Below are 5864 nucleotides of genomic sequence, written 5' to 3'. Positions count from 1 at the left end.
ACTTGATTAGTCACACTCAGCATCTGTGCTAGATTCTGCACCGATTCTAAGCCCAACACCATCACAGCACTAGGGCGTTCTTCTGCCAGTATTGACCGAATGGTGTCATAGAGCACGTTGTCCGATGGCTTAAGGGTTACGGTATTAATGTCAACCGAGCAGAGTGTTGGTAATTGCGCTACCAAACGGAAACGCACCCTGATATAATTGCAGCGGGCTAAAATCAGCTTGAACTGTCCCTGAGAGGCTTCTACTGCCGACGCCAGTTTTTTCAGGGCATGCTGATTTTCAGTTGCGATCGCATTAGATTTGTCCATCGACCAATGTAGGGTCTTCCCGCCATTCAAGTAGCCATCTCAACCCTTAACTCTAACATCCAAACTCCAAAAAGGGACGCCAAGGGCGAACCACCGTCAACCACCGATTGCTAGGATAACTGTTGCAAAGCCAGTCACACTCAGACGGTCTTCGTTATAGAAGGCAGTACGTACTACTAAATCGAGATAAACTCTAGGGCGTAATTCCCCTCGCCAACTAATCGAGTCACCCCGTTGGCGGTAAGGAGACTCTCCGGTCGGTAATCCACCCAACTGCGCACCTTGTTCAGTTTTGCCGGTATAACTCAAAGTGGTTCCAGGAATTGTTTCTCCCTGCTTGACTCGGTATAAAACTGGAACCTTGTAAACCACTAGACTGGGGTTTGTTTTGTCCGGTACCTGCGGTACCCAACCAGGTTTAGAAGATACCCCATCTACCGTTAGACTAACACTACCACCAGCTTGTAGGCGTTCCTCACTATAAACTAATACCCGTTGGTTCAGGCCCATTTCGACTCCCCTCAGAGGGCTTCCAGTCCAGTCTAGAGAGTCACCACTGCGCTTGAATGCCCGTTGTCCATTGATCAACACTTCAGCAGTTTTCTCCTCCGTCCTACTGATGTACCGAATATCAGTCCCTGGTATCAATGAACCAGCTTTCACCTCCTGCCTTACTGGTCCTTTGTAGACCAAGGTAGAGTTTGACCGAGGCTGCCGTTCCAGTAGACTGCAACTAGTCGTGGTAGGGACAACAGCCAACAGCACCGCTGTGGCAATTAGTAAACGTTTAAGCAAACTGAGTGCTGAGTTTTGAGTGCTCAGTCCATTCTCTTGAGTGCATTTTCCGGCGTTGCTGAATAATGGAATGATTTTAAGAGTTTTGTAGAATGGGCATCTTGGTGGAACTGGCATCTTGCCAGTTTCAAGAGATTTTCGCGCGGGCAGGATGCCCACTCTACTCCTATTCATTACTTGATTCAGCAACGCCCATTGTCCTGAGTGGTAAGAAGTGCTCAAGACTGAATAACCTAGTCTATGGTCAGCTCTTGCAGTGTAGGATCTGTTTTCCAAGTCAGGTTTCATGTTTAGCCTCTTTTACATCCAAGCTTGCCCCCCGATCGTCGGTGAGTATTGGGGGATACCCTTTTGCTTGTCTTAATTCCTACTATAGCGATTACCAAAACCTATCTGGCTTGGTTAACATCAAATTGGTCACCGTTTCCGCAGTGAGGGCTTCACCAAATAAGAATCCTTGTCCATATTCACAGCCTAAATCTTGCAAAATATCCTTTTGTTCTTGGGTTTCTATACCCTCAGCAATTACCTGAATTTTTAGTTTTTTAGCTAGATTTACAATCGCTTCTACCGTATCAAAATTTTTACCATTTTTTGTAAATCCTTGGCTAATAAAAGAACGAGCAATTTTAATGATATCAATTGGCAAATCATTTAGATAGGAAAACGATGAGTATCCGGTGCCAAAATCATCGATACACAATTTTATATTTCTGTCTTTGAGTTTATGCAAGATAGTGCTATCAACTGAGGCATTATCTACCAACACACTCTCAGTAATTTCCAGCTTCAAGTTCGCCCCACTCAATTCTAACGTGGTGCAGATTTGGTCAATCTGGTCAATCAGCTGGGGTTGGTTGAGTTGAATACCAGACAGATTCACACTGATACTCAAAGAAGAATAATCAGGAAACTGGTCTTGCCAAAGGCTTAACTGTTTGCAGGCTTCCCGTAAAATCCATTCACCAAGGGGGATAATTAGTCCTGTTTCTTCTGCTACCGGAATAAACTCACTAGGACTAACCTTGATGCGAGTGCGGTGCTGCCACCTGGCCAAGGCTTCAAAACCAATAGTTTTGCCGGTTGTCAGGGACACTATTGGTTGATAATTCAGATGCAATGTTTCGTATTTAATTGCCTGTTGTAAGTCGGTTTCTAACTGTAGTCGCTCAATAGCTCTCTTTTGCATACTAGGATGAAAAACTTCTGAGGCTCCTTTCCCCTCTAATTTGGCATAATACATCGCCGTATCTGCCCCTCGCAGCAAATCTTTCGGTTGCTCATACCCCATGGTACTCAGGACAATACCAATGTAGCAATTAGAAGACACAACTCGCCCATTGAGATCGAATGGGATGGAAATCTCCTGATGGATACGCTCAGCTGTCTCTTTCACCTGAGCTAAGTCTTGGATATTCGAGAGCAAAATCGCAAATTTATTCTCTCCCATCCGTGCCAATATATCCTGATCACCGATGCATTCCTGTAAGCGTTGAGCAGTAGCAACTAGGAGTTGTTCACTGAGTAGATCACCTAGACTGTATTGGATAATTCCGTAGCGACTGAGAGTCAGAGATAGCACAGCAAATACATTATCCTTCTGAGTGTTTCCAACAATTGGTTCATCCCAGCAAAGAGTTGGTATAATCGGGTATGCCATCGGTAGACATTTGCGATTGTGAGTTGGCTGTACTGGCTTAAACCACTGGCGCAGGTAGTATAAAAACAATGTCCGATTAGGCAAACCGGTTAATTCGTCATAAAACGTCAGGTCTTGTAACCTCTTGATTGCCTTCCGGTAATTTTTGCGCACCTTTGCTTCTCTTAACTCCCGCTCCACCGCCGGAACTAATCGTGCTAACTGGTGTTTAAGTAAATAGTCATGGGCTCCCGCTTTCATAGCAGCGATTGCCATATTTTCCTTAATCGAGCCGGAGACGATAATAAACGGTAAGTCTAACCCTTTTTTTTGTAAGAGTAGTAAGGCACCAATGGCGCTAAACTTAGGCATGAAGTAATCAGCAATCACAAGATCCCACCCCTTATTATCTAAGGCTTCGTTCATTGCTCCTGGTGCTTCCACTCGTTCATAAATTGCTTCGTAGCCACCATTTTTTAGTTCAACCACCAGCAACTCAGCATCATCTTCTGAGTCTTCGACAATCAAAATTCGCAGTGGTTTATTCATTGATATGTCCTATCTATTGTTCAATAAGTTTCTACTTGATTAGAAAGCTTTTGGATTATGATATTACTAATCTCATCATCTACACATTTATGGCTAATTTTTAACTCAAATCGATGTCATTACCTGAATTGGCTGGTTTTGAGGAGTATACAGAATACATAATTCAGAAATCAGGATAATAATTTAGCAAGGTTAGTGGTAGTATCAATAACGATTAGTGGATTACCAAGCAAATTTATATTAAAAATTCCTGGATGGAAAATCAATTATTATGACTACTGATTCCTGACTACTGACTCCTCAATTGCCGGATAGTTGGTTATGTCGAACTCAGGTAAGTTTAGGTTTAATCCCAACCGATAAATGGCTTCTCCTAAAGTCTCCTTAGACTAGAACTTGGTTAACACCTAGTGCTTTGTAGTGCGGATTATCCTTGAAATCTTTGCTTTGCAAAGTTGACCATAGCTAACCTTAATACTCTTGTATTCTCGGCGTTTCTGAATCAAGTAATGAATAGGAGTAGAGTGGGCATCCTGCCCGCCCGACAATATATTGAAACTGGCAAGATGCCAGTTCCACACAAGATGCCCATTCCACAGGTGCGACCCAAGGCCGCGAGGGATTGCTCGCGGCCTTGGAGGCGCGCACCTACTATTAAAATCATTACATTATTAAGCAACGCCGTCTTTGGGACCAACTCGGTACATGTCATAAGCATCAAAGTAAGTGTAATACTCACAGTTTTCAAAATAAGTCTGTCTTACTGCCTACCAAGCCTGCTTGTACAGGTTGTTGGCTTGTTCACACCAGAAAACAAGTAGGTCATTAGTTTCATCTGGTATGTTCCCAGACAATAATCCAGATAATAATATTTTCTTTGTCCCGTATTGCACTAGTTATATCACCTCCTAATCACAAAGAAAGTAGACCAGGGGTGTGCATCCCCTAACTTGTTTTCACCCCCCGCGTCAAGCAGGGGGGCAAACAAGCTGCGATTTCTGTAAATTCAATTCCTAACAGCTTAAATTGCCTAAGCGCCATAATTACCAAAGCCATCTTAAAGCCTGTATTATCATAAAAATGAAACACATGGCTGCCATTTTGTCATTTTTATGTTTGCACACAGATCATCAATTGTAATTTAACTATTGCTAATCATTAGATCAGTAGTGATTGCAATAGTTTTTAGGTAAGCATTCAGCTATCAGTTATCACCTATCAGCTAATGGGCTACGGGCACGCTACTGTTCGCGCAGCGTGCCCGTAGCGCAATCGGTGCTATCAGCTATCAGCCAAAGGCCAGGCTACGGGAATGGCCACGCTACTGTTCGCGCAGCGTGCCCGTAGCGCAATCGGTGCTTTTGAATAAAATAAGCTGACCACTGACCACTGACGGCTGACGGCTGACGGCTGACGGCTGACGGCTGAATGCTTACGTTTTTAGGTGTGGAGGAGACCAAGCAATGGTGTTATTATAGCGAATAATTTTTGAAGGGTGGAAGGGTAAAATAAAACGTTGCTCCTTGTTCAATTGCACTTTTAGCCCAGACTCTGCCACCATGTCGGTGAATAATACGCTTTACAGTAGCGAGTCCAATGCCATTGCCAGTAAACTCGGCTTCGTTGTGCAAGCGTACAAAAGGGATAAATAATCTGTCAGCGTCAGCCAGATCAAAGCCAGCTCCATCATCCCGGACAAAATAGGCGATCGCTTCATCACTAGTTTGCTCTTGCCCCCCTGTCTGAGGTGCGGACAATGGGCAAACTCCAAATTCAATCCTGGCTTGGGGATGATGGGATGTGTATTTCCAGGCGTTGTGGAGTAGATTCTGTAAAACAATCCGGAGCAACGTACTATCTCCATAAGCCTGAATTCCTTTGGCAATGACCCATTCCACGCTCCGTTCAGGTTGGGTTTGTGTGAGTTCTAACCTAATTTCAGCAACCATCTTGCTCAAATCAACCTGCTGGTAGTGCATCGGGTCACCGCTAACTCTCGAAAGCTCTAGCAAATCCTCAATGAGTTTCCACATATGCTGACTGTTAGCAGATATACGTTGGAGATAGTGTTGTCCTTTGAGATCCAACTGGTGATGATAGTCCTTTGATAGAACCTTAATAAAACTCTTAATCCTTCGTAGTGGAGCGCTTAACTCGTGGGATACTGAATAGGCAAATGCTTCTAGTTCCTGATTTGTGGCTTCTAGTTGAGCCGTGGGCTGATTAACTCCGTCTACCAGCTGTTGATTAGTAGCCAACATTGTTGCTGGTTCTAGCACTTGCAGCAAACTATTTTCTGTAATGATACCTGTCGGTCGTCCACTATCCTCTACAACTGGTAGATGACGAATCCGATGTTGGCGCAATCGAGACAGTAGCTTGACTATATTCTCGACATTCTCGACTTCAGTGGCTGGTAGTGTAATTAATTCTGTGGTCATCACGTCAGCGATCGCTAGTCCAGAAAGCCCAATCCCTTCGACTATGACCTTTAGCAAATCTCGCTCAGTAAAAATGCCTACTAATGACAGTTGCGACTGGACGGAAAGAGCAAAGGCCTGAAC

Annotated in this window: 4 protein-coding genes and 1 pseudogene; all 5 read right to left on the bottom strand. The window is 44.1% G+C overall.

Going from position 1 to position 5864, the window contains the following annotated elements; genetic code table 11:
* Positions 1-317, bottom strand: a pseudogene (locus F6K20_RS21510) (ATP-binding protein); the annotation flags it as partial.
* Between the two features lie 96 nt (positions 318-413).
* Positions 414-1334 (bottom strand): hypothetical protein, encoded by a 921-nt coding sequence (locus F6K20_RS21505; protein ID WP_131826934.1) that lies wholly within the window; start codon positions 1332-1334, stop codon positions 414-416.
* A gap of 157 nt (positions 1335-1491) precedes the next feature.
* Positions 1492-3300 (bottom strand): GGDEF domain-containing response regulator, encoded by a 1809-nt coding sequence (locus F6K20_RS21500; RefSeq protein WP_008179388.1) that lies wholly within the window; start codon positions 3298-3300, stop codon positions 1492-1494.
* Positions 3301-4604: 1304 nt separating this feature from the next.
* Positions 4605-4760 carry a hypothetical protein gene (locus tag F6K20_RS21495; RefSeq protein WP_154659669.1) on the bottom strand — a complete coding sequence of 52 codons (156 nt, stop codon included), beginning with the start codon at positions 4758-4760 and terminating at the stop codon, positions 4605-4607.
* Between the two features lie 12 nt (positions 4761-4772).
* On the bottom strand, positions 4773-5864 hold a 1092-nt coding region (locus tag F6K20_RS21490; RefSeq protein WP_287295969.1), incomplete at its 5' end, for a sensor histidine kinase.

The organism is Moorena sp. SIO2C4, assembly GCF_010672485.1.
Classification (GTDB): domain Bacteria; phylum Cyanobacteriota; class Cyanobacteriia; order Cyanobacteriales; family Coleofasciculaceae; genus Moorena; species Moorena producens.
This window is presented reverse-complemented; position numbering and strand designations above follow the sequence as displayed.

Bases quoted from the DNA above. Each gene is read 5' to 3' on its own strand.
- F6K20_RS21500 (WP_008179388.1), bottom strand. From the start codon at position 3,300: ATGAATAAACCACTGCGAATTTTGATTGTCGAAGACTCAGAAGATGAT.